Raw genomic sequence first — 24,184 nt, 5'->3', positions numbered from 1 at the left:
TTAGCCGGTCGTGGACACCGGCTTAGCCAATTCGGCAGTGGGCTTGCCTGTTTCGCACATTCAAGAAAACCGGCAACACTCCGCCAAACGGATCAAATCACCGTTTCTTCACATTCACATCATTCAACGCCGTGCGCGGCACAGGCTTCGGCGGCTCAGCGTAGCTGTAACCCCAATTGCGGTCCACCCTGTCGTACACCAAATTCGGGTAAGTCATTTTGCCAAGGCTGCCGTTGTAACGACCCAGCGCCCGGTCCAGATTGCCTTTTTCAATGTCCAGGTAATGCCTCAGGATCAGGCAGCCATAACGAATATTCACACGCGGCTCAAATAACTCCCGAGAACTTCCCCTGGACAACACATCGGTCCAGAACGGCATCACCTGCATCAGCCCAATCGCCCCAGCGTGGCTGACCGCATCGGCACGGAAGTTACTTTCCACCTCAATCAACGCGAAAATAATTTGGGGGTCAATGCCAATTCGCTGCGCTTCATAGCGAATAATTTTGATGAGTTCTGTGCGCTCGGCAAAATCGGGCACCCTGCGCGCCAAGCGGCGCGACATTTCCGCCATCCAGTCAATTCGATGCCCAAGCGATTCAAAAATTGGGCGTGGTGCCGCGGGGGCACTTAAGGCTGTGCGAAGCGCCAGGCGAACATGGTCCGCCATGGGTTCATATTGCTGGCTGGCCGAGGCTGGCGCAACAACAACCATCCAAGCCAATGCCATTACAACAGGCGCAATAACCCAGCGGGCACCATGTGCCAACCGGGCAAGGTGATTACAAACTGACTTGCCTGCTTGCAAGCTCAACACGCAACTGCTCAAAAATTTCCCCAACGTCGACATCGCGCTTTTCAACCTTGCCATCGCGAGACTGAAATTCCACTTTGCCCTCTTTCAGGCCACGGTCACCCAAGGTAACCCGCAGCGGCACACCAATCAATTCCCAGTCGGCAAACATCACGCCGGGCCGCTCGTCACGGTCGTCCAGCATCACATCCACACCCGCGTCTTTCAACTGCTGGTACAACTTGTCGGCCTGGAGCTTCACTTCATCGCTTTTCTTGTAGCCGATTGGGCACAACACCACTTCAAACGGCGCAATGCTGAGCGGCCAAACAATGCCGCGATCGTCGAAGTTTTGCTCAATGGCTGCCCCCAGAATACGGGTTACGCCAATGCCGTAACAACCCATTTCAATAACCGCGGGCTTGCCGTTTTCTTCCAGAAACTTTGCTTGCAACGCTTCTGAATACTTGGTGCCCAAATAAAACACATGCCCCACCTCAATACCCCGGCACAGGGCCAAAACGCCTTTGCCATCGGGCGAAGCATCGCCTTCCACCACGTTGCGAATGTCGGCCACTTCCGGCTCAGCCAAGTCGCGGCCCCAGTTCACGCCAGCATAGTGATAGTCTGCAATGTTTGCGCCACACACAAAATCACCCATGGCGGCTACGCTGCGGTCGCCCACCACACGCACATTCGCATTCGCATTCAAGCCCACAGGTCCCAGATAACCGGGCTTGGTACCAAAAGCGGCAACAATTTCCGCCTCGGTGGCCAAACGCAATTCCTGAACCCCCGCCAGTTTGCCCAGCTTGATGTCGTTTACTTCATGATCGCCGCGCACCAGCGCCAATATAATGTGTACCTTCTTGACCGGCTTGGTTTCATCTTTCTCAATGAACTCGTTGGCAAACACCACACTTTTCACGGTTGTAGCCAGTGGCAAGCCCAACTGGGCAGCCACAGCTTCGCACGTGGAATTGCCGGGCGTGTGAACCCTCTCCATGGTTTTGCTGGCGGCTGGGCGCTGGGCGGCGCACACGGCTTCAGCCAGCTCCACATTCGCGGCGTAATCGGAATCTGGACAATATGCAATGGCATCTTCGCCCGTGTCGGCGATTACATGGAATTCATGACTGCGGTTGCCGCCAATCGACCCCGTGTCGGCATTCACAGCACGGAAATTCAAACCCAGGCGGGTAAAAATTCGACGGTATGCGTCGTACATCACGTCGTAAGTTTTCAGCGCAGATTCCTGATTGCGATCGAAGGAATACGCATCTTTCATGACAAATTCACGGCCACGCATCACGCCAAATCGCGGGCGAATTTCATCGCGAAATTTGGTCTGAATCTGGTACAGGTTCAGCGGCAGTTGGCGATAGCTTTTCACTTCCTTGCGCACAACGTCGGTAATCACTTCCTCGTGCGTGGGGCCAATCACGTAATCGCGGTCGTGACGGTCTTTCATGCGCAGCAATTCAGGGCCGTACTTTTCCCAGCGGCCGCTTTCCTGCCACAACTCGGCTGGCTGCACAGCCGGCATCAGCAATTCCAAAGCACCCGCACGGTTCATTTCCTCGCGCACAATGTTTTCCACTTTGCGAATTGAGCGCAAACCCACGGGCATGTAGGTGTAAATGCCGCCAGCCAAACGCTTGATCATGCCGGCCCGCATCATCAGTTGATGGCTGATGACTTCCGCATCGGCTGGGGCTTCTTTCAGGGTATTCAAAAAAAACTGGGTGGCGCGCATTTGGAAAAAACTCGTGAGTAATGAATTGGTTAGAAATGAGATTGTACTTTTATCCGCCCGCAGCGCGGATACCCTAGGTGTACAAACGCAGGCTGGTGCTTATAATGACTGTGAATTGTAAAGAAATCTGCGGGGCGCGTATGCTTGATAAAGAAGGCTACCGTCCCAACGTCGGCATTATTTTGACCAATTCCCGAAAGCAGGTCTTTTGGGGTAAGCGAATTCGTGAACATTCCTGGCAATTTCCGCAGGGCGGAATTAAACATGGTGAATCGCCAGAACAAGCCATGTACCGGGAATTGCACGAAGAAGTTGGCTTGTTGCCAGAACATGTTGAAATTATAGGAAGAACCAGGAATTGGCTGCGGTACACTGTGCCCGATCACTGGATTCGACGGGAATGGCGGGGAAGCTACAAGGGCCAGAAACAAATCTGGTTTTTGCTGAAATTGGTTGGAAGGGATTGTGATGTCAGCCTGCGGGCCACTGAGCACCCTGAATTTGATGCCTGGCGTTGGAACGAGTATTGGGTTCCACTTGAAAACGTAATTGATTTCAAACGGGAAGTGTACAAACAAGCATTGGGAGAGTTGGCCAAGCTGCTGTTTTCCAGAAATGACCCCAGGCGAATGCCAAAGGGCGATAACTGGGAACCTGCAGTAAAAACCGAGGAAGCCCAAGAAAAACCTGAGTCGACATAAAAAAACGCGAACCAACCGGTTCGCGTTTTTTTATTTGCTGGCAACCCACATGCCTTTGGTTTCATCAAAAGTAAACCAAACAGGTGCATATGAACGGTAAGTCGCGTCCAATATTTCATCGGTAACCCAAACCCAAAGCTTCTGCGGCTCTTCCTCTTCCTTAACGCGTAAAACCGCGTTGAGCACAAAGTTTCGCCCTTCTCCCTGGAAGGTACACGTGTTCACGCCGTCAACCGCTTCCACACCAAACAACTGGGTCAGCGTGGCGTTCTCGGTATCAACTCGGGGTCTTAGAGAATGTTTGAAGCTGGTCAAATTCACTTTTGAACACAGCGACAAATCGCCATCAAACTTTCTAGCACTAGACTTAGGCGGCCATGCCTTAGCCACCCTCAATGCGTCGCAAATTAAATAATGCGAACGTGCTGAATAATTTGCGGAATTTTCTGCAATATCGCCTTCTTTGTGAAAATATTGCTCACAGTTGAACACCGTGCCTCCATTGGAAAACTCGAGCTTAGGCCTTGAAAGAGTCAACTCCGAAGACGTGTTTTGCAATTTCTCCACTACCCGATTGTCCAACCACAAGTAATTGCTTTGGGAATTCAAGCAGCCTGCGAGAATAATAGATGTCAATAACAGGAGAACTCTCAAAGCACCTTCTCCATCAAATCAGCTTCTTTATTTCTTCTCGTGGGGTATTCGTCCTCAAAATTGCGAAGAATTTTTACAGCGAGCTTCCAGTCTTGAGCCACGATTGACGCCCAAAACTTTGGCGCAGATCGTGCCAACTCCAGTCCGTGTTGAAACGACACCGAAGTAATTACTGTTTGAAATTCCGGTGTTAAATTCTCAAATCTCGTAGCGCCACTTGAAATCGCATCGTTGTATCGCTTGGCGAGTTGAGTCAGATAGTGGGTTTTAACCGCTTTATCAATCTGTAAGCATTCCGATATAGAAATACTCAAAGGGCTTTTCCCGAGCTTCTTGGCTGCGTCATGTTTCTTCAAACCAAGGTAAGGCGCCAGTTTATTGAGCAAAGTGCTTTGAATGCCAAGTTGACGTAGATCGTACTCATTTCTAGCCCCCAAATCGAAGCCTGTTGCAATCGTTACCCCACTTTTGCTTCTTTCCAGATCAGGAATATAACCGCCAGTTTTACAACCGCCTTCCAGTTTGGAAAGAAACGAATAATCAACTTCAAACGACATTAAAACGCTCCGGAAAAACATAGAGAGTAACGACGATCGAAAAGCGGAGCAAAAACAACTCTTTTGGGTTAATCACAGACAGGCTAGTACGCAAGAAGCGGCTTCAACACCCCCAGCACTTTTGCCGCGTCTTCCAAATGTGGATAGTGCCCCAAACCAGCCAAACGAATGGTTTGTTTGCCCGGCACCAATGCTTCAAAACGCTGCACCATGTGTTCGCCAGAAATGGGGTCTTCAACACCGTCAATCAGCGTGAACGGCATGTCAGCTTTCTGCAAAGCTTGCACCCAGCGGTCGCGGTTTTCTTGCCTTTCGCGCATGTACTGAATCAACAGGTGCATACACAGGTTGCCCTTTTTGTGCGCCATCAGCGTCCAAGCCGCATCAATGTCGGCATCGCTTAAACCAGCAGAGCAAACACTGCGCAGGCTGGCGGCCAGCTTTTCTTTTTTCATAAAACGGGCAAACAAAAAACCCAGCGGGCTTAGCAGCAATTTTTGAACCAGAATGGCGCGGTGGGTTTCGGGAAACAAGCCGCCATTGAACATCACCACACGCTTCAAGCGAAAACCCGACTTTCCTTCGGCGTGGCGCGCCAGCAGCTCTTGCCCCACGGTGTCCCCCACATCGTGGGTGATCATGGTGCATTCATCAATGCCTTTGCTTTTCAGCAGCGCCTCGGCAATGTCGGCTTGATTAAAAATGGAATGTTGCCAGGTGCGGGGCTTGTCGGAATAGCCATAACCCAGCATGTCGAATGCAATCAGGCGGTGGGTTTCGGTCAGATCGGGCCACAGCAAATGAAAATCGTAACTGGCGGTGGGAAAACCGTGGATCAGCAACAGCACCGGCTTGTTGGGTGCCGCAGTATCTTGAACAAAGATGGAATGACCTTTCCAGTCAAAAAACTGCCCGCTGCTTTTCCACATCGACAGTTCCATCCGCGCTCTCCAATTCGTGTTAAGCCAATACCACCATGTTGTCGCGGTGAATCAGCTCGGGTTCATCCAGATAACCAAGGATGGACTCTATCGCGCTGGTGGGTTGCTTGGCAATTTTTTTAACCTCGGCTGCGGCATAGTTCACCAAGCCGCGCGCCACTTCCTCGCCTTCGGGGCTTACGCAGGCCACTACGTCGCCACGCTGAAAGTTGCCTTGGCAACCTGTCACGCCAATTGGCAACAAGCTACCTTTTCGCTTGCGCAGTGCGTCGGCCGCGCCAGCATCCAGTAACAGTGAGCCTTTCAATTTCAAGTGGTCGGCCATCCACTGCTTGCGCGCTGCCAAACGACCCAAAGGGGCCTTCAGGTAAGTGCCAACCGACTCGCCCTTCATCAGGCGAACCAGCACATTGGGTTCGTGACCACTGGCAATTACAGTTACTGCACCGCTGCGTGCTGCACGCTTGGCCGCCAGAATTTTGGTGATCATGCCGCCAGTGCCCACGCTGCTGCCCGCACCGCCCGCCATTTTTTCAAGTTCCGGGTTGCCTGCCATGTCTTCAACAATGAACTTTGCATCGGGGTTCTTGCGGGGGTCGGCGCTGTACAAGCCCACTTGGTCGGTCAAAATAACCAGCGTGTCAGCTTCAACCAGGTTGGTAACCAGCGCGCCCAAAGTGTCGTTGTCGCCGAAACGAATTTCGTCGGTGACCACGGTGTCGTTTTCATTAATAATTGGCACTACTTTGTGACCCAGCAGTGAATACAGGGTAGAACGGGCATTCAGGTAGCGTTCACGGTCGGCCAAATCTGCGTGGGTCAGCAACACCTGCGCGCACACCAGACCATGTTCGGCAAAGCCGATTTCGTAGGCGTGCACCAGGCCCATTTGCCCCACCGCGGCAGCGGCCTGCAGCTCGTGGATTTCGCGTGGGCGCTTGGCCCACTTCAGGCGCTTCATGCCTTCGGCAATTGCGCCCGATGACACTAGCACCACCTCGCAACCTTGATTTGCCAGCTCGGCAATTTGGGCCGCCCAGGCTCGAATGGACGCCATGTCCACACCCTCGCCATTCTTGGTAACAAGGGAGCTGCCTACTTTGACCACCACACGTTGATTTGCCAGAGATTTCCCTGCCACGGAATTTACTCCTGATCGTCGCCAGTTTCTTGGGGATTGATGAGTGTACCCGTGCTTTCTCGGAAACGCGCATCGGGCTCGGGCGGAAATTCCACCTGCATCTGCTGCACCAGGTTCTCGTACACCGAACGCATCAGGTTGGCGGTGTTCTCGCCAGTCAAGCTTGAAATGGGGTGCACCTGGCCTTGCCAGCCGGTTTTTTCGCGGTAACGGGTCACGAAATCGTCGATTTTTGCCTTGCGGTCTTCTTCGGCAATCATGTCGATCTTGTTCAACACCAGCCAGCGGGGTTTGGCCCACAGGTCTTCATCGTATTTGCGCAGCTCTTCCACAATGGCCGCTGCTTCGTACACCGGGTCTACGTTCTCGTCAAAAGGAGCCAAATCCACCAGATGCAACAACACCCGTGTGCGGCTGAGGTGTTTCAAGAACTGGTGGCCCAGGCCCGCGCCTTCGGCGGCACCTTCAATCAAACCCGGTACGTCGGCAATCACAAAGCTTTGTGCGTGCCCAATACGCACCACACCCAGGTTGGGGTGCAGGGTTGTAAACGGATAATCTGCAATTTTCGGGCGGGCATTCGACACCGCCGCAATCAAGGTTGATTTGCCTGCGTTGGGCATGCCCAGCAAACCGACATCGGCCAACACTTTCAATTCAAGCTTGTAGCGGGCTGAATCGCCGTCTTTGCCCTTGGTGAACTGGCGCGGGGCGCGGTTCACACTGCTTTTGAAGTGAATGTTGCCCAAACCGCCATCACCACCTTGGGCAATCAGCACGCGCTGGCCATGTTCGGTCAAGTCGGCCACAACCAGGCCGGTTTCAGCATTCACAATGGTGGTGCCCACGGGCATTTTCAACACAATGTCGAGGCCAGCCGCACCATAGCAATCCGAGCCACGGCCATTTTCGCCGCCTTTGGCGCGGTGTTGCTTGGAAAAACGGTAATCGATCAGGGTGTTCAGGTTGCGATCGGCCTCGGCGAACACGCTGCCGCCCTTGCCACCATCGCCACCATCGGGGCCACCCTTGGGAATGAATTTTTCGCGACGAAAGCTGCCCGAGCCATTGCCGCCCTTGCCTGCAAACACTTCAATTGTTGCTTCGTCGATGAATTTCATGCTTGATCCTGCTGACTTTGCCTGTTTACTTTTAAAAATGAATGTACCTGGCCAAAAACGAAAATAGCCCTGCAATGCAGGGCTATTGGACCAAGCACGGTGTGCGGTGCAAACGAAGGGGAATTAACCCTCGCTGACCACGCTCACAGTTTTGCGACGCAGTGCGCCTTTCACTGAGAACTGCACCTGACCATCGGTCAGTGCGAACAATGTGTGATCTTTGCCCATGCCGACGTTGTCGCCAGCATGAAAACGTGTGCCGCGTTGGCGAATGATAATGCCGCCGGCGTTGATTGCCTGGCCGCCAAACACCTTCACACCCAGTCGCTTGGCTTCTGAGTCACGTCCGTTGCGCGTAGAGCCGCCGCCTTTCTTACTTGCCATGAGTCATTCTCCTCTATCAAGCGTTGATGGCTTGGATCTGGATTTGAGTGTAGTTCTGGCGATGGCCTTGACGCTTTTGATAGTGCTTGCGACGACGCATCTTGAAGATCTTCACTTTGTCGTGACGACCGTGTGCCAAAACAACTGCCATGACCGAAGCCCCTTGAACCAGTGGAGTACCCACTTTAACCGTGTCACCGCTACCTACGGCAAGCACTTCGTTCAGAGAGATTTCTTGGCCAATGTCAGCAGGTATCTGTTCTACTTTAAGTTTTTCACCAGCAGCAACCTTGTATTGCTTGCCGCCGGTTTTTATGACCGCGTACATAGTTGACCCCTAAACCTTAATCTTACTTTCAATGAAATGAATCCGAAAAAATTCGGATAGCCCGCAATTATGCTCGGAAAGTGCAATGTTGTCAAAGCCTTGTGGGCAAAGTGCGTACATTCTGTAAACCCATTGCGGCTTTTCCCAAACACCCTCAAGTACAATATGCGCAACTTAAATCATCCTCACATCCAGTGAACCCATGCCCAGCCCCGTGCCCAGTGTGAAAAATGTGTTGTCGCCCATTGCCGTCGACATGCAGCAGCTTGATCAAGTTATCCGCGCCAGCCTGCATTCCGAGGTCAGCCTGATCAACCAGATCAGCGATTACATCATCAATGCCGGTGGCAAGCGTTTGCGCCCGGCATTGGTCATTCTCACGGCCCGCGCACTGGGCGCCAAGCCACTGCAATTGCAGCAAGCCATTGAATTGGCAGCAATTGTTGAATTCATCCACACGGCCACTTTGTTGCACGATGATGTGGTCGATGAATCAGACATGCGCCGTGGCCGCCTTACCGCGAATGCGGAATATGGCAATTCCGCAGCCGTGCTGGTGGGCGACTTTCTCTATTCCCGTTCTTTTCAGATGATGGTGAAAATTGGCCTGATGGATGTAATGGATGTGCTGTCCGAGGCCACCAACACCATTGCCGAAGGCGAAGTGCTGCAATTATTGAACTGCAAAGACCCCGACGTCACCGAGGCCCGCTACATGCAGGTGATCGACTTCAAAACGGCCAAGCTGTTCGAAGCATCATGCCGCCTGGCGGGCATTGTGACTGGCCAGAACAGGGACACAATCGCCAACCTGGGCCGCTTCGGCGCAGAAGTGGGCAGTGCGTTCCAATTGATTGACGATGTGCTGGACTACGCCGGTGAAAGTGCTGCATTAGGTAAAAACGTGGGGGACGACCTTCGCGAAGGCAAACCCACCCTGCCCCTGATTCACGCCATGCAGCATGCCGAGCCACAAGTACAAGCTCAAATTCGGGATGCAATTGCAAACGGTGGCACGCAAGATGTAAACGCCATTATGGCCAGCATTGAACAAACGGGTTCACTGAACTACACCCGCACCAAAGCGATCGATTTGGCAGCTTGCGCAAAAAAGCGCTTGCTTGATCTGCGCGACACGCCTTACAAGGACGCACTTGCCACCCTGTGTGATGTCGCCGTGACACGCAACAGCTAAAAGCCCAAACCGGAAAAACATCCGCCTAGGTGATTGATAAGTACATACTGAATACGCATAGTTAGGCAATAGAGCAATTGAGCCAACCGTTCACCTTGAAGGACATGATCTATGAGCATCAGCAGTGTAGTTGTCAAAAGCTCGGGGCTTGTGCGGGCACTGACCGCCAAGGGAATTCTCGACGCCAATCAATTGGACCAGCTCACAGCCGAAGAAGCTCAAGGCCGGTCTGTTGCCGAGTGGATAGTCAACAACGGCATTGTGAGCGCCGACTTGCTGGCCAGCACCGTGGCACAGCATTTTGGCTACCCATTGCTGGATTTAAGCCAGTTCGACGAAGCCCGCGACGGTCTGGACAACGACCTGATTCAGGCCGAAAAAGGTCTGGAAGCCCTTGTGTTATCCCGGCGGCACGGCGCGCTTAGCGTGGCACTGGCCGACCCTACCGACCTGAGCACCATTCAACAATTGAAATTTCGCACCCAACTGCAGGTTGAGCCGGTGGTTGTGGAGTATGACAAGCTGTTGAGCCGCATTGAGAGAAATGACCCATCTCAAGGCATGGACGACGGTCTGCTTACCGAAGTGGCCTCAGAATCCATCGACGGCAACGGCGAGGAAACTTCGCCCGATGTAGACGACGCCCCGATTGTCCGATTCGTACAACGAATTTTGAGCGATGCATTGAAGAAAGGCGCGTCAGACATTCATTTCGAACCCTACGAGAAAAGCTACCGCGTTCGATTTCGCATTGATGGCGTGCTACAGGAAACTTCGCAGCCACCGCTGGCAGCCAGGGCCAAAATTGCAGCCCGCATCAAGATCATGAGCCGCTTGAACACCACTGAAACCCGGATACCTCAGGATGGCCGCATTCGCTTGACGCTGGGTGCTGACGAGCGAAAAATCGATTTCCGCGTCAGCACCCTGCCCACGCTGTTCGGCGAAAAAATCGTGATGCGACTCCTCGATTCAAGCAAATCGCTTCTGAAACTGGAACAACTTGGCTTTGAAAACGCGCAACGCGACGCAGTTGAAAAAGCGCTGGCAAAACCTCACGGCATGATTTTGGTCACCGGCCCCACCGGCAGTGGCAAAACAGTGTCGCTGTACACCTTTTTGCAAATGCTGAACAACGATTCGATCAACATCAGCACAGTAGAAGACCCCGCCGAAATTAACCTGCCCGGCATCAACCAGGTCAACATCAACGAACGCATCGGCTTGACCTTCGCAAAAGCACTGCGTGCTTTGCTGCGCCAGGATCCGGATGTGATCATGGTTGGCGAAATTCGCGATCTGGAAACCGCCGACATCTCCATCAAGGCTTCACAGACGGGCCACAAGGTGCTGTCCACGCTGCACACCAACGATGCTGTGTCGTCTATCATCCGCTTGAAAAACATGGGCGTGGAAACCTTCAACATCGCGTCGTCGGTCAGCCTGATCATTGCGCAACGTTTGGTTCGCAAATTGTGCAACTGCAAATCACCCCACCCGCAAGGCCTGCCTGCTTTGGCCACGGCAGGCCTGATGAACAAGGTCCCCCAAGAGGATTGGACACCCTTCTGTGCGGTGGGCTGCGAGGCATGCAATGGGACAGGATACTCAGGTCGCACAGGAATTTATGAAGTACTGCCAGTATCAGAGGCCATGCAGGAATTGATTGTTTCGGGGGCTTCGGCCCTGGACATGGAACGGCTTGCCCGGCAAGAGGGCATTGCCAGCATGAGTGAATCCGGCCTTGCGAAAATTCGCTTGGGCATTACCAGCATTGAGGAAATTCTGAGCGCGACAAAAGCCGATTAATTCGAGTGACGAGCGCGCGCAATGAATGCAAACCTGAGACAAAAAGCACCAGCCAGTGATCAGTTGTTCCTGTGGACCGAGCGATCCAAAGGGATTGGTCGCAAAGCGCGCTCCGGAGAAATTCGAGCAAAATCAATAGACCATGCCCGCTACCAGCTTAGTCGGCAAGGGGTGAAGGCTGCGTCACTAAAAAAAGCAAAATCTCGTATCGGCGCGAGAATCAATTTGGCTGCGGTCAGCGCTTTTGTGCGTCAATTGGCTGTGATGATCCAGTCTGGCGTGCCCTTGGGCCAAAGCCTTGGTCTGATTGCTGGCGGCATGACCAGTAAGTCCAAACAGCCGATGCAAACCGTGGTTCGAGCCATTCGCGCTGACATTGAAAGTGGTCTGAAATTGAGCGATGCCATGCGCAAACACCCTCGCTGTTTTGACGCCCTGTTCTGCAACACGCTTGCAGCCGGGGAAAGCGCCGGCGAACTGGATACGGCACTGAACCGGCTGGCCATACACCTGGAAAAAACACTGCGCATTCGCCAAAAGGTACGCAAGGCAATGGTCTACCCCTGCATCGTGGTGTTGGTTGCCGTGGCTGTCACTGTGGGCATGCTACTGTTTGTACTGCCCGCATTCAAGTCGATTTACGCGCAGTTTGAAGCCGAGTTACCGATGCTCACCACGATCCTGCTTTCCGCATCCGACTTTCTGCAACAACACGGTTTGATGCTTCTCGGCATGTTGGCCCTCGGGGTCTACTGCCTTGTTCAAACATACCGTCGAAACCAGAAGATCCGAAACGCGCTGGACGTGTTTCTTTTACGCACACCTTTTGTGGGCGACCTGATCAAAACCGCGGTGTATGCGCGGTGGACGCGCACGTTTGCAACACTGAGTTCGTCCGGCGTACCCATCACTTCGGCACTGGAGTCTGTCGCAAGCGTTGCACAAATTCGGAGCTTTCAAGACGCCACGCTGGAAATTCGCCAAGCCGTCGCATCGGGTGCCCGGGTATCGGACAGCATGGAGCAAACCAGAATTTTTCCTCCTGAAGCGGTGCAGATGATACGAATCGGGGAGGAATCTGGACGAATGGACGCTATGCTTGAGCGGTTGGCAAACCAGTATGAAATCAATCTGGATGACAAAGTGGACACATTGTCCACCGTCATGGAACCACTGATCATGTGCATCATTGGTGTGCTGGTGGGTGTGCTAATTGTTGGCATGTACATGCCGATTTTCAACATCGGAGGCATTGTTTGACCACATTGAATTCACTAAACCCCACACAATGGCTTTTGTTTTGTGTTGTGCTGGGGCTTTGCATCGGTTCTTTGCTGAACGTGGTGGCATACCGCCTGCCCATCATGATGCAAAGAAGCTGGGATGCGGACTTGGCCGAAGCCCAGGGGCGTGAGCCAGAGGAACACCCGCGGTTCAATCTGTTCCTACCCGCCTCACACTGCCCAGCCTGCAAAAACCCGCTGAAGCTTTGGCACAACATTCCGGTTCTGTCGTATGCATTGCTGCGCGGCAAATGCGGGCATTGCTCAAGCAAGGTGTCCGTGCGTTACCCGATGGTTGAATTGCTTTGCGCTGGTTTGTTCGCAGCCCTTGCCTGGTTCAATCCGCCCGGTTCCACCGCACTTGCACTGATGGCTTTTGTCGCCAGCCTGCTGGTGTTGGCGCTGATTGACCTCGACACTTACCTGCTGCCAGACAGCATCACCCTGCCCCTGCTGTGGGCTGGCCTGCTGCTCAACCTGTTTGCACAGTACGTGCCGCTGGAAAGTGCGGTGTCAGGCGCAGCCTTGGGTTATCTGGTGTTGTGGCTTATTTACCAGCTTTTCAAGTTGGTCACAGGAAAAGAAGGCATGGGTTACGGCGACTTCAAACTGTTGGCCGCAATTGGCGCATGGTTGGGGGTTACATCACTGTTCAGCATTGTGCTGTTTGCTTCGGTCTCCGGCATTGTATTCGGGCTTGCCATTCAAACAATTCGAGGCAAGAAAAGAACAGATGCGTTCCCCTTCGGCCCCTGTTTGGTAATGGGTGCATTTGCATGGATGGCAGGGTTTGACCTGGCCAAGTGGATGTAACCGCGGTATGCACAGCGCCTTTCGAAAACCCACACAATTGGTTGTCGGCCTGACGGGCGGAATTGGTTCAGGCAAAACAGCGGTGTCCAATCGACTTCAGGAATTGGGGGCCACCGTGATCGACACAGATGAAATTGCCCACAGCCTGACCCACGCTGGTGGCCGGGCCATTCCAAACATACGGCGTGCTTTTGGTGCGGACGCCATTTTGCCCGATGGCAGCATGAATCGCGACCACATGCGTACCTTGGTTTTCAAAGACCCTAAACAACGCATCATTCTTGAAAAGATTCTGCATCCAAAAATTCGTGAGGTGGTCCAGCAACGGCTTGAGCAGGGTGCCCCGCACTACTTTCTGATCGTGGTGCCATTGCTGTTTGAAAAGGGTGGCTGGGGTGAATTGATGGACCAGGTGATTGTGGTGGATTGCCCCGTGGATCAACAGGTGGCCCGGGTGATACAACGCAATGGTTGGCCCGAAGTCCAGGTTCGGGCAGTGATTGGCAATCAGGCCGATCGGGAGGTTCGCCTGGCGGGTGCCGATCACGTGATCGAGAATACGGGCAGCCTGCCCGAACTGATTGAAAAAATAGACTTTCTGCATCAAAAATTGATAAAAAATGCGTAAAAAGGGCCTAGCTATTTGCAAGAAAACCACAGGTGCGCCACAATCACGCATGATGTTCCTTTTAATTGCGATGGATCGGTGACTCAAGTTATAGACGGACAACAGACCACCAGTCAGGTCACTCAAATCACCACTTACGAGTTTCCACTCAACGAGAGAATTCGTACGCTGTTGCGCCTCGAGGACTTGTTCGCCAAGTTCGGCTTTTTCACGTCACAAGATCATCGGCTGGACCATCACACAGCATTGCTCACCTTGTTTGAAATTATCGAAGTGGGGTCGCGCGCCGACCTGAAAAGCGATCTTCTTCAAGAACTGGACAGGCAACGCGCCTCACTGGTCCAGTTTCGCGGACACCCCGGCGTAGACCGCAACATGCTGGAAGAAACACTGGCCAGCATTGATTCCACCGCCACGCAACTGAATCAGTGTAGCGGGCGCTTGGGCTATCACCTGCGCGACAATGAATTCCTGATGATTATTCGCAGCCGTTGCACCATTCCCGGCGGCGTGTGTGAATTTGATTTGCCCGGTTATCACCGGTGGCAGTCACGTCCCCCGCAAGCGCGCCGGGCAGACATTGAGACGTGGTTCGAACCCATGCGCCCATTGGCCAAAGCAATTGGACTGGTTTTGAAAATTTTGCGCCACAGCGGCGAGATGAGCAGGGTTACAGCCGAACAGGGCAACTACACCCAACAAATGAGCGGCAAAACATTTCAGCTGCTTCGGGTTGATTTGCAAAGCGACCTGGAAGTGGTGCCGGAGTTCAGTGCCAACAAATACATGCTGTGGATTCGCTTCAATATTCCCAATGCCAACGGGGTGAGCAAAAACAATCCGTACCTCGAACCCATTGAATTCAAAATCAGGCTTTGTAATCTGTAAAAACAGGTTTCATGCCTTGAACCGGCTCAGCATGGCCACACCATGTGCCCCATGCAACCGGGCTTCCCGAAGGTCATCACAGCCCAACCCACCGATGGCATACACCGGCAAACGTGCTTGCAGCGCCATGCCCTGAAACCTTTCCCAACCCATTGCAGCATGCCCCGGATGTGAAGCGGTGTCCTTGACCGCGCCCAACACCGCGTAATCAAGCCCACGTTCAAACGCCACCGCCAAACTGCTTGCGCTGTGAATGGAAGCACCAACACACAACAATTCCTTGAACTGACCGGACAACAAATGCGCCTCAGTCAAATGCAGAGGGCATGGAAGCTCCTCCAGATGGCCCTGCAAATTCAACCATGTCGATGAATTCAGCAACATGGTTTGCCCGGTCTCCTGGCACAAGGCATAGCAATGCTCAAATGCGCGAAGCAAAGTCTCGCCTTTCAGGTTTTTCTCCCGAAACTGAACATATATCCGGGACTCGATGCGTCTCAAGGCTTGCTCCAGACGATCGGCGCATGCATCGAAACCCGTTTCGTAGTTGCTCAGGGCCATCAAAGCGGGCTGAGCAAGTTTGGGCAACAGGGGCTCGGTGGCAGGCAAGATCGGGGAAAGGTCTGAACTGCCCAGGCTTGCCCAGGTGAAAGCCTGCTGCTCCAGCGGCTTGGGTATGCCTTCAAAGGCCCACACACGGTACAAGTGCAAGCGCACATTGGCATGCTCGTAGTCGTGCTCAATACGGAACCAGGGACCACCTTCGGTGGCGGTAATGTCCAGCTCTTCTTTCAGTTCGCGAACCAGTGCCTGCCACACCGTTTCATCGGGTTCCACCTTGCCGCCTGGAAATTCCCAGTAACCAGCATAGGGCTTTCCCTCGGGGCGACAGCCCCACAGCACCTGCCCCGCGGGGTTGAACACCACGGCAACCGCCACATCAATTCGGGGTTTCAAGCTGGCGCTCACAGACCCATCATTCACAAGTGTTTGGAGCCAGCCCAGTGCTTGGCAAACTGGTAAGCCAAGCGGCCACTTCGGCTGCCCCGCTCAATGGTCCAGCGCAAAGCAATGTGGCGCGCCTCGTCGTTGTAAGGCATGTTGAAATGCTCCAGCCACACCTGCACGGCAGCCAGGTATTCGTCCTGATTGAATGCGTGAAAGGACACCCACACACCAAAGCGGTCGGACAGGGACACTTTTTCTTCAATGCCCTCGGCCGGACGAATTTCGCCGTTGTCCATGTGCTGGGTTTGAAGGTTGTCTTTCATCATTTGCGGCAGCAAGTGGCGGCGATTGGATGTGGCGTAAATCAGTACATTGTCCGACGTTCCAGCAATTGAACCATCGAGTACGCTTTTCAGCGCTTTGTAACCGGGCTCGCCTTCCTCGAATGACAGGTCATCGCAGAACACAATGAAACGTTCAGGCCGACCGTTGACCAAATCGACCACGTCTTGCAAAAACAGTAAATCAGATTTATCCACTTCGATCAGGCGCAAACCCTGTGGCGCATAACGGCTCAACATGGCACGCACAAGGCTGGATTTGCCCGTGCCACGTGCACCGGTCAGCAACACATTGTTGGCAGGCAAACCTTTCACAAACTGGTGAGTGTTCTGGTCTACCTTCTCAAGCTGGGGACCAATGTTCTTGAGCACCGCCGCGTCCAGAGACTCGACAGTTTTTACCGGCTCCAGGCGCAACTGCCCTGCACGGTGATGCAAGCGAAACGCCGTGGACGCATTCCAGTTGGTGGGCGCCTTCATGACACCCTGCTCAAGAGCCTGCGCAATGCGGCCAAGCTGCTCCAGAATTGCTTTGCTTTGATCGTGCTGCGTGCTCATTGAGGAATTGCCCGTGCGTTAGCTGCGGTAGTCCGCATTGATGGTGACGTATTCGTGCGAGAAATCGGTGGTCCACACCGTGGTGCTTGCAGTGCCACGGCCTAGTTGAACGCGCACGGTAATTTCGGCATCGTTCATCACGGCCTGACCTTGTTCTTCGCGGTAATCCGGGTGGCGGCCGCCGTTTTGTGCGACGTACACATCGCCCAGGTACAGTTGAATTTTGGTCTGATCCAGATCATCTATACCTGCGTAACCCACCGCCGCCAGAATACGACCCAGGTTGGGGTCAGACGCAAAAAAAGCGGTTTTCACCAAAGGCGAATGGCCAATGGCGTAGGCCACTTTCAGCGCTTCTTCTTCGGTGCCCGCTTGCTCTACTTTCAGGGTGATGAATTTGGTGGCGCCCTCGCCGTCGCGAACAATCGCTTGCGCCAGCTTGATGGATTCCGCTTTCAAGGCGTCGAACACGGCAGCAGCCTCGGGCTCGTTGCCGGTTTGAATGTTCACAGCATTGCTTTTGCCTGTGGCAATGACCACAAAACTGTCGTTGGTCGATGTATCGCCATCAATCGTGATTCGGTTAAACGAGGCATCGGCTATGGCTGTGGTCCATTTTTCCAGTACGGGCTGGGCAATGGCAGCGTCGGTGGCCAGGTAACCCAGCATGGTCGCCATATTGGGGCGAATCATGCCAGCACCTTTGGAAACCCCGGTGATGGCAATTTCTCCAGCACCCACTTTCAGCTTGCGGCTGCTGGCCTTGGGCAGGGTGTCGGTGGTCATGATTGCGGTGGCGGCATCCAACCAATCGGCTTTGCACAAACCCGCCACGGCTTGGTCAATGCCCAAAAGCAGACGATCCATGGGCAGGTTTTCAAGAATAACGCCCGTTGAAAACACCAGCACCTGCTCGGGCTGCAAGCCCAACAATTCAGCCACTTTTGCAGTGGTGGCGCGCGCATCGGCCAAACCACGTTCGCCAGTGCCCGCATTGGCGCAACCCGTGTTCACCACCAAAGCACGAATGCCCTTGCCCGCCTTCAAATGAGCCTGGCACACCTGCACGGGTGCTGCGCAAAAACGGTTTTTCGTGAACACCCCAGCCACGCTGCTGCCTTCTGCCACACGCACCACCAGTACATCTTTTCGGTTGGGCTTGCGAATCTGGGCCATGGCATAACCCATGTCCAGCCCGGCAACGGGGAACAGTGATTCAGCGGCAGGTACATTCAAATTCACGGGCATGGCGGTCGGCTCCTTGGCGCGTTGATTTCAATACAATCAGGAAATTTTTCCGTGGCACTGCTTGTACTTTCGGCCTGAACCACACGGGCAAGGGTCGTTGCGGCCCACTTTTTCACTGACCCGGCGTGGCACATTCGCAGGCGCGGCAGCGTCCTGTTCGGCGCCAGCCGAAGCTTCATCGTTGCCCATGGCGTCGGGGTGCTGATACTGAACTTTGTCCAAGTGGGACGAGGCTTGTTGCTCCAACTGCTGCTCGGCCTGCTCGACCTGCTCGGCAGATTGAACGCGCACGGTGAGCAGCACCTTGGCCACTTCGTCGCGCACCCTGTTCAGCAAGGCACCAAACAATTCAAACGCCTCGCGCTTGTATTCCTGCTTGGGGTTTTTCTGGGCATAACCGCGCAAGTGAATGCCTTGGCGCAGGTAATCCAGTGCAGCCAGGTGTTCACGCCAATGGGTGTCGATGCTTTGCAGCAGCAGGGTTTTCTCGAACTTGGCAAAGGAATCCGCACCCACCAATTGCACCTTGGCGTTGTAGATCTCGTCTGCAATTTGAAGGATGCGTTTCAGGAAGTCTTCATCCGAGCTTTTGGCGTCTTCTTCCAGCCATTTGCGCAAAGGAGCTTCCAGTTGGTACTCGTTCATCAGAACTGTTTCCAACCCCTCCATGTCCCATTGCTCTTCCACAGACTCTTCGGGAATGTACTCGCGGAACACCGCTTCCAAGGCACCGTGACGCAGGTTGCCAATGGTTTCGCGAATTTCTGCAGATTCCAGAATTTCATTGCGCTGCGCATAGATGATTTTGCGCTGCTCATTAGACACATCGTCGTATTCCAGCAATTGCTTGCGAATGTCGAAGTTGCGGCCTTCCACCTTGCGTTGGGCTGACTCGATTGAGCGGGACACAATGCCGGCTTCAATCGCCTCGCCCTCTGGCAGCTTCAGGCGCTCCATGATGGCGCGCACGCGATCGCCCGCAAAAATGCGCAGCAACTGGTCTTCCATTGACAGGTAGAAGCGCGATGAACCTGCATCGCCCTGGCGACCCGCACGACCGCGCAGCTGGTTATCGATGCGTCTGCTTTCATGGCGCTCGCAACCAATAATGTGCAAACCTCCCGCAGCCAGCACGGTTGCGTTGCGCAACTTCCATTCGGCGCGCGCTTTCTCGATCAAGGCAGGCTTGGCCGCTTCATCAATTTCGGCGTCGTTTTCAATGCCCGCCAGCTCACGTTCCAGGTTGCCGCCCAACACAATGTCGGTACCCCGACCAGCCATATTGGTGGCAATGGTAATTGCCTTTGGTCGCCCGGCCTGGGCCACAATTTCTGCTTCGCGTTCGTGCTGCTTGGCGTTGAGCACATTGTGCGGCAGCTTTTCCTTGTCCAGAAAGCTGGCAATCAGTTCGGAATTCTCGATGGAGGTGGTGCCCACCAACACAGGCTGCCCGCGTTCGTAGCAGTCACGAATGTCTTCAAGAATTGCGTTGTATTTCTCGCGTGCGCTTTTGTAGATTTTGTCTTGTGAGTCTTTGCGCTGAATGGGGCGGTGCGTTGGGATCAGCACTGTCTCCAGACCGTAAATGGACTGGAATTCGAACGCCTCCGTGTCGGCAGTACCCGTCATGCCAGACAACTTCCGGTACATGCGGAAATAGTTCTGGAATGTGATCGAGGCCAGCGTTTGGTTCTCGGCCTGAATACGCACGCCTTCCTTGGCCTCCACGGCCTGATGCAGACCATCGGACCAGCGGCGACCCGGCATCAGGCGGCCCGTGAATTCGTCCACGATGACCACGTCACCGTTTTGAACGACGTAGTGCTGGTCTTTGTGGAACAGGTTGTGGGCGCGCAGGGCTGCCATCACGTGGTGCATCAGGGAAATATTGGCTGCGTCGTACAGGCTGGCACCTTCCGGCAACAAGCCCATGTCGCTTAGAATCTGCTCGGCCTTTTCATGGCCGGCTTCGCTCATCTGGATTTGATGACCTTTTTCGTCCACATAAAAGTCACCGGGAATTTCCTCTTCTCCGGGCTTTTGCTCTTGCTCCATCCGCACCAGTTGCTTGGGCAGGCCATCGAGCTTGCGATACATCTCGGTGTGGTCGTCGGCCTGTCCGGAAATGATCAAGGGCGTACGTGCCTCGTCAATCAAAATCGAATCCACTTCGTCAACAATCGCGTAATTCAGACCGCGCTGAACGCGCTCGCCCACGCTGTAAACCATGTTGTCGCGCAGGTAGTCAAAGCCGAATTCGTTGTTGGTGCCGTAGGTGATGTCGGAAGCGTAAGCCGCCTGCTTCTGGTCATGCGGCATGCGCGAAAGGTTACACCCCACGCTCAAGCCCAGAAAACCGTACAGTTTGCCCATCCAGGCAGCATCCCGGGAAGCCAGGTAATCGTTCACGGTAATCACATGAACGCCTTTGCCTTCCAGCGCGTTCAGGTAGGCTGGCAACGTTGCCACCAAGGTTTTACCCTCACCGGTTCGCATTTCCGAAATTTTGCCTTGGTGCAGGGCCATGCCGCCGATCAGCTGCACATCAAAGTGACGCATGCCAAACACCCGCACACTGACCTCCCGGACCACGGCGAAGGCCTCGGGCAGCAGATCGTCCAGCGCTTCACCCTTGGCAAGGCGCTCTTTGAATTCAACGGTTTTGGCGCGCAAGGCGTCATCAGTCAATGCCTGAATGCTGGGTTCAAGCGCGTTGATCTGGTTTACGGTTTTTCGATAGGTCTTTAGCAGCCGGTCATTGCGGCTGCCAAAAAGCTTTTTCAGAGTGTCTGTGATCATAGTGTCGGCTGGTTCGACCCTTTTGGGGGCCTGAAAGTCAATCGACCGGGGTTTGGGTCCGGTCGATTCCAAAAACAGCCTAGAAGTTTAGCACGCGAAGCCTAGTCCAGCGGGGGCGCAGCGCTTTCCGAGAATAAGCCGTTCAGCGCCGCAACAGTTGAGGGGCCTGGCCGGGGAAGTCCGTTCTTTTCAAGAAACTTGTTGGGGTTCTGGGGCACGCCGTTTACACGAACCTCGAAGTGAAGGTGTGGGCCTGTGGAGCGGCCCGTGCTGCCGACCAGCGCAATTTTCTGACCCAGACGCACAATGTCACCCGGTTTTACCAACAGCTTGGATGCATGCGCGTAGCGGGTGGTGGTTTTGTTGTTGTGCTCAATTTCCACCATATTGCCATAACCGGGGTGCCACTTTGAATCAATCACCACGCCAGCGGCTGCCGACAAAATGGGGGTTCCGTTGGGGGCAATGAAATCGATGCCTTCGTGCGTAGAACGACGCCCGGTGAACGGATCAATCCGCATACCGAAATTGCTGACGGCAATCGTGTCCGTCAGTGGGGATTCATTGGGAATACTGAGAAACTTGACCCGTGCGCTTTGTAAATCGCTGTCAATAATGCTGAACACATCGGCCTGGCGCTCTATTTGGGTAGACACCGAGAAAATCGCATTCTTGACTTCCCTGAAATTCAACGATTTTTCATCTTTTTGCTGCAAACCACCTTGCCCCAGTTGCTCGGTCAAGGTCACTTTTGTGTCCATTCCATTGGACTTGAGCAAGCGCACACTGACTGCATCCAGGCGGGCCAGTTGTGCACGCATTTCCGCGAGACGGATTGCCATGGCGTCCAGTGGGCTGCCGGTTTCGGCGACATTGTGATGTCTGGCCAACTGCTTGGCGTATACAATATCCTGAACGACTGGAATTTCTTCACCGTAGCGCGCGGCCAGGTAAAGACCCGTCGCGGTGAATGAAGCAGCAACCAGAACCAGTAACGCAGCAAATAATGCGATGTGGCTGGCCTTGATACTTAAGACAGTGGTGCGGGAAAAAGGGCCCCGCATAAGAATTAATTGCATGTATAACCTCCTCAATCCGCGTAGCGAACCGAATTCACCCGTTTTTTTACGGGTTTTAGTGAGAACACAAGGTGAAACCCAAGCATTCCGCATTATCTCCCTTGGCTAGCTTGATGCAGGAACCACAAACAAGCTCCTTGATCACCCAAGCTGCGCAATCACGCCGCCTGGAGAAGATCATCCACAGCTGGCCATCCTTACGTGGCGTCACATTCAGCGTGGGACCAATCAAAAAAGACAAACTAAAAATTTTCGTGTCGACCCCGGCGGCGCTGACGCGCCTGAGGCAATCTTTACCCAGCCTGATTCAACATCTGCAGGGGTCGGGCATGAATATAAACGATATTCAGCTACAAATACAAACCAACCCCTTGATTTCAAAACAACTGGAGCGTCGCCCCAAAAAGGCTGTTTTCTCGGATGCAGCAAAAAAAGCCTGGTTGGACCTGGAAAACCGGCTTGAGGATTCGCCCCTGAAAGAAGCCACCCAAGCCTTGAACAAACATCACCAAATCAAGTAGATTCCAGCAAATCCCTGGATCGCTACAGGTTTAATACTATTTTACGATTGCACTGTTACGCAACCGCCCAATCGGCCCGAAATACAGTAGGCGTTTCCCTGACACTTTCAAAAGTAACAATTTCGTACGCAGTTGAATCATTGATTAAAGACCGAATCAACTGGTTATTAAGGCCATGGCCTGACCGGTAGGCCTGATATTCCCCAATGATGGGGTGGCCAATTACGTACAGGTCGCCAATCGCGTCCAGCACCTTGTGTTTTACAAATTCATCGTCATAACGCAAGCCATCTGAATTGAGGATGCGGTATTCATCCATCACGATGGCATTGTCCAGATTCCCCCCCAAAGCCAAACCCAGATTGCGCAAGGTCTCCACGTCTTGGGTGAAACCGAAGGTACGGGCCCGAGCGATGTCGCGGGTAAAGGAAGTATGGGAAAAGTCGATTTCCACCATCTGCCCGGTTTTGTCGATGGCAGGGTGCCCAAAATCAATTTCAAACTTCAGGCGAAAGCCATCAAAAGGTCTCAGGCTGGCGTACTTCAGGCTGACACCCTCACCCTCGCGCACCTCAATCGCTTTCTTGATGCGAATAAATTTCTTCAAGGCGGACTGCTCAACCAAACCAGCCTGCTGGATCAAAAACACAAAAGAAATCGCGCTGCCGTCCATGATGGGCACTTCAACGGCGGTCAAATCGATGTAGGCATTGTCTACGCCCAAACCGCACAGTGCTGACATCAAGTGCTCAATGGTGGACACCTTGGCACCGTCTTTCTCCAGTGTAGAGGCCATGCGCGTGTCACCAATCGCCAACGCGTTTACCGGGAAGTCCACCGGCTCAGGCAAATCGACGCGCCTGAACACAATCCCGGTGTCAGGAGGTGCAGGGCGAAGCGTCATAGTCACTCGCTTGCCGGAATGCAAGCCAATGCCAGTGGCGCTTAACACTTGTTTTAGGGTTCTCTGTTTCAATCAACTTTCCTTGAATTGTCATCGAAGTGTAACCACCCGGACTGTTCAACCCAAGATTTTTCGTGGAGGTCAAACTCCAATAAGGGTCAAAAACGGGTAAAAATGTCGCAAAATTGCAAAATTTACCCGTCTTTTACAGTTAATTCTTAAATCTGGGACAATAATTTCTCAGCCGTGCTGTTCTCAAACACGCCCGGTGCTTCCACATTCAACTGCGTCACAATGCCGTTTTTAACCAGCATTGAATAGCGATTGGAACGCACGCCCATGCCTCGGGCAGTCAGGTCCAGTTCCATACCCATCTTCTTGGTGAATTCGGCAGAGCCGTCGGCCATCATGCGAACCTTGCCTTCGGCACCCAAGGACTTGCCCCACATGCCCATGACAAACGCATCGTTCACGGAAATACACCAGATTTCATCCACGCCCTTGGTTTTGAATTCATTGAAATGATCAATAAAACCAGGCACATGTTTTGCGGAACAGGTCGGGGTATACGCGCCAGGCAGGGCCAGAATTGCAACGGTTTTGCCGGCCAGTTCCTTTTCCACCTCAAACTTGTTGGGGCCCAGTGAACAGCCTTCGGTTTCCTCATGAAAAAACTCGAACAAGGTTGCGTTGGGTAGCTTGTCACCAATCTGAATTGTCATTTTCACTTCTCCGATAAAACCTTAAAAATACACCAACACAAGCGCCCCTGACAGGTCGCGAATTCACAGTCT

Annotated in this window: 23 protein-coding genes and 1 pseudogene; 8 read left to right on the top strand and 16 right to left on the bottom strand. The window is 53.5% G+C overall.

Annotated features, from left to right (window positions below):
• Positions 1-97: 97 nt before the first annotated feature.
• Both V7028_RS06635 and V7028_RS06630 read right to left on the bottom strand, forming a co-directional pair.
• A complete protein-coding gene (locus V7028_RS06635; protein WP_334119302.1) occupies positions 98-814 on the bottom strand; it encodes a lytic transglycosylase domain-containing protein in 717 nt (238 codons plus the stop codon).
• Positions 783-2,549: a proline--tRNA ligase gene (locus V7028_RS06630; protein ID WP_334119301.1), complete on the bottom strand. Its 1,767-nt coding sequence runs from the start codon at positions 2,547-2,549 to the stop codon at positions 783-785. Before V7028_RS06630 ends, V7028_RS06635 begins: the two co-directional genes overlap by 32 nt.
• A gap of 140 nt (positions 2,550-2,689) precedes the next feature.
• On the opposite strand from V7028_RS06630, the pseudogene V7028_RS06625 reads away from it, so the two are divergent.
• Positions 2,690-3,149: pseudogene (locus V7028_RS06625) on the top strand (RNA pyrophosphohydrolase); the annotation flags it as partial.
• Between the two features lie 131 nt (positions 3,150-3,280).
• Here the strand turns inward: V7028_RS06625 and V7028_RS06620 are convergent.
• The 7 genes from V7028_RS06620 to rplU all read right to left on the bottom strand — a co-directional run bounded on the left by V7028_RS06620 (position 3,281) and on the right by rplU (position 8,376).
• Positions 3,281-3,817, bottom strand: coding sequence for a hypothetical protein (locus tag V7028_RS06620; RefSeq protein WP_334119299.1), 537 nt, complete (start codon positions 3,815-3,817; stop codon positions 3,281-3,283).
• 83 nt (positions 3,818-3,900) lie between these two features.
• Entirely contained in the window at positions 3,901-4,461 is a 561-nt protein-coding gene (locus tag V7028_RS06615; RefSeq protein WP_334119298.1) for a pesticin C-terminus-like muramidase, read from the bottom strand.
• Positions 4,462-4,544: 83 nt separating this feature from the next.
• The gene (locus V7028_RS06610; RefSeq protein WP_334119297.1) at positions 4,545-5,402 is read right to left on the bottom strand and encodes an alpha/beta fold hydrolase; all 858 of its coding nucleotides are present in this window, start codon (positions 5,400-5,402) and stop codon (positions 4,545-4,547) included.
• Between the two features lie 19 nt (positions 5,403-5,421).
• Complete coding sequence (gene proB, locus V7028_RS06605) at positions 5,422-6,543, bottom strand: glutamate 5-kinase (protein ID WP_334119296.1); 1,122 nt, start codon at positions 6,541-6,543, stop codon at positions 5,422-5,424.
• 5 nt (positions 6,544-6,548) lie between these two features.
• Complete coding sequence (obgE, locus tag V7028_RS06600; RefSeq protein WP_334119295.1) at positions 6,549-7,664, bottom strand: GTPase ObgE; 1,116 nt, start codon at positions 7,662-7,664, stop codon at positions 6,549-6,551.
• A 123-nt stretch (positions 7,665-7,787) separates the two neighbouring features.
• Complete coding sequence (gene rpmA / locus V7028_RS06595) at positions 7,788-8,048, bottom strand: 50S ribosomal protein L27 (RefSeq protein WP_105027263.1); 261 nt, start codon at positions 8,046-8,048, stop codon at positions 7,788-7,790.
• 16 nt (positions 8,049-8,064) lie between these two features.
• Positions 8,065-8,376, bottom strand: a complete 312-nt coding sequence (gene rplU, locus V7028_RS06590) for a 50S ribosomal protein L21 (RefSeq protein ID WP_334119294.1) — start codon at positions 8,374-8,376, stop codon at positions 8,065-8,067.
• A gap of 202 nt (positions 8,377-8,578) precedes the next feature.
• Here rplU and V7028_RS06585 point away from each other — a divergent pair, with 202 nt between their 5' ends.
• The 6 genes from V7028_RS06585 (at position 8,579) to zapD (ending at position 14,992) form a co-directional block, all read left to right on the top strand.
• Positions 8,579-9,571 carry a polyprenyl synthetase family protein gene (locus V7028_RS06585; RefSeq protein ID WP_334119293.1) on the top strand — a complete coding sequence of 331 codons (993 nt, stop codon included), beginning with the start codon at positions 8,579-8,581 and terminating at the stop codon, positions 9,569-9,571.
• Positions 9,572-9,682: 111 nt separating this feature from the next.
• Complete coding sequence (gene pilB / locus V7028_RS06580; RefSeq protein WP_334119292.1) at positions 9,683-11,380, top strand: type IV-A pilus assembly ATPase PilB; 1,698 nt, start codon at positions 9,683-9,685, stop codon at positions 11,378-11,380.
• A 21-nt stretch (positions 11,381-11,401) separates the two neighbouring features.
• On the top strand, positions 11,402-12,640 hold the full coding sequence (locus V7028_RS06575; protein ID WP_334119291.1) for a type II secretion system F family protein: 1,239 nt from the start codon (positions 11,402-11,404) through the stop codon (positions 12,638-12,640).
• On the top strand, positions 12,637-13,476 hold the full coding sequence (locus V7028_RS06570; RefSeq protein WP_334119290.1) for a prepilin peptidase: 840 nt from the start codon (positions 12,637-12,639) through the stop codon (positions 13,474-13,476). Before V7028_RS06575 ends, V7028_RS06570 begins: the two co-directional genes overlap by 4 nt.
• 7 nt (positions 13,477-13,483) lie before the next feature.
• The gene (gene coaE, locus V7028_RS06565) at positions 13,484-14,104 is read left to right on the top strand and encodes a dephospho-CoA kinase (protein WP_334119289.1); all 621 of its coding nucleotides are present in this window, start codon (positions 13,484-13,486) and stop codon (positions 14,102-14,104) included.
• Between the two features lie 126 nt (positions 14,105-14,230).
• Entirely contained in the window at positions 14,231-14,992 is a 762-nt protein-coding gene (zapD, locus tag V7028_RS06560; protein WP_442918703.1) for a cell division protein ZapD, read from the top strand.
• 9 nt (positions 14,993-15,001) lie between these two features.
• Here zapD and V7028_RS06555 read toward each other — a convergent pair whose 3' ends face one another.
• The 5 genes from V7028_RS06555 to V7028_RS06535 all read right to left on the bottom strand — a co-directional run bounded on the left by V7028_RS06555 (position 15,002) and on the right by V7028_RS06535 (position 21,965).
• Complete coding sequence (locus V7028_RS06555; protein ID WP_334119287.1) at positions 15,002-15,961, bottom strand: Nudix family hydrolase; 960 nt, start codon at positions 15,959-15,961, stop codon at positions 15,002-15,004.
• Positions 15,962-15,972: 11 nt separating this feature from the next.
• Positions 15,973-16,839: an ATP-binding protein gene (locus V7028_RS06550; protein ID WP_334119286.1), complete on the bottom strand. Its 867-nt coding sequence runs from the start codon at positions 16,837-16,839 to the stop codon at positions 15,973-15,975.
• A gap of 18 nt (positions 16,840-16,857) precedes the next feature.
• The gene (gene argJ, locus V7028_RS06545) at positions 16,858-18,087 is read right to left on the bottom strand and encodes a bifunctional glutamate N-acetyltransferase/amino-acid acetyltransferase ArgJ (RefSeq protein WP_334119285.1); all 1,230 of its coding nucleotides are present in this window, start codon (positions 18,085-18,087) and stop codon (positions 16,858-16,860) included.
• Between the two features lie 36 nt (positions 18,088-18,123).
• On the bottom strand, positions 18,124-20,886 hold the full coding sequence (gene secA / locus V7028_RS06540; protein ID WP_334119284.1) for a preprotein translocase subunit SecA: 2,763 nt from the start codon (positions 20,884-20,886) through the stop codon (positions 18,124-18,126).
• Between the two features lie 101 nt (positions 20,887-20,987).
• Positions 20,988-21,965, bottom strand: coding sequence for a M23 family metallopeptidase (locus V7028_RS06535; protein WP_334119283.1), 978 nt, complete (start codon positions 21,963-21,965; stop codon positions 20,988-20,990).
• A 329-nt stretch (positions 21,966-22,294) separates the two neighbouring features.
• On the opposite strand from V7028_RS06535, the gene V7028_RS06530 reads away from it, so the two are divergent.
• Positions 22,295-22,486: a hypothetical protein gene (locus V7028_RS06530; RefSeq protein ID WP_334119282.1), complete on the top strand. Its 192-nt coding sequence runs from the start codon at positions 22,295-22,297 to the stop codon at positions 22,484-22,486.
• A gap of 55 nt (positions 22,487-22,541) precedes the next feature.
• Here the strand turns inward: V7028_RS06530 and lpxC are convergent, their stop codons facing one another.
• Positions 22,542-23,462: a UDP-3-O-acyl-N-acetylglucosamine deacetylase gene (gene lpxC / locus V7028_RS06525; protein WP_334119281.1), complete on the bottom strand. Its 921-nt coding sequence runs from the start codon at positions 23,460-23,462 to the stop codon at positions 22,542-22,544.
• 146 nt (positions 23,463-23,608) lie between these two features.
• Positions 23,609-24,112, bottom strand: coding sequence for a peroxiredoxin (locus tag V7028_RS06520; RefSeq protein WP_334119280.1), 504 nt, complete (start codon positions 24,110-24,112; stop codon positions 23,609-23,611).
• Positions 24,113-24,184: the final 72 nt, after the last annotated feature.

Source organism: Limnobacter sp., from assembly GCF_036846585.1.
Taxonomy (GTDB): Bacteria; Pseudomonadota; Gammaproteobacteria; order Burkholderiales; family Burkholderiaceae_B; genus Limnobacter.
The sequence above is the reverse complement of the archived record's forward strand: the minus strand, read 5'-3'. Positions and strand labels throughout refer to the sequence as shown.